This window comes from Xenorhabdus yunnanensis, from assembly GCF_028598805.1.
GTDB classification, from domain to species: Bacteria; Pseudomonadota; Gammaproteobacteria; order Enterobacterales; family Enterobacteriaceae; genus Xenorhabdus; species Xenorhabdus yunnanensis.
This window is the reverse complement of sequence record NZ_JAQRFI010000239.1, coordinates 1-475: the sequence shown is the minus strand read 5'-3', so window position 1 is coordinate 475 and position 475 is coordinate 1. Positions and strand designations below refer to the sequence as shown.

General features: G+C 53.3%; 1 protein-coding gene. It reads left to right on the top strand.

All coding sequences use genetic code 11. From position 1 onward, the window contains the following. A partial coding sequence (locus tag PSI23_RS22050) for a terminase large subunit domain-containing protein (protein ID WP_273557050.1) occupies positions 1-475 on the top strand: 475 nt, incomplete at both ends.

The window sequence follows — 475 nt, the reverse complement described above, 5'->3', positions numbered from 1 at the left end:
TCAGCACGGTAAGTCAGATATTGTCTCGCGCTATCTGCCTGCGTACTTCTTTGGCCGGTATCCCGACATGCGTGTGGCGGGGCTATCGTACGGTAAGGATCTGGCCTCGGACATGAACCGCGATGTGCAGCGCATTATGATGGGGGAGGAATATAAGGAACTGTTTCCCGGCTCGGCACTGAATTCACGCCGGGGGGTCACGATTGACGTTGAAGCCAAGCGTAACTCTGAAACGTTCGAAATCGTCGGGCGTAAAGGGGTCTATATCAGTCAGGGGGTCGGCGGTCCCTTAACCGGTAAGAAGGTGGATTTGGGCATTATTGACGACCCGATCAAAAACGCGAAAGAAGCCCTGAGTCCGACAACCAAAAGTGGTATCTGGAACTGGTACGTTTCGACCTTCAAAACGCGATTGTCAAAAAACAGTGGCGAAATCATCATGGCGACTCGCTGGGCGACGGATGATCTATCCGGC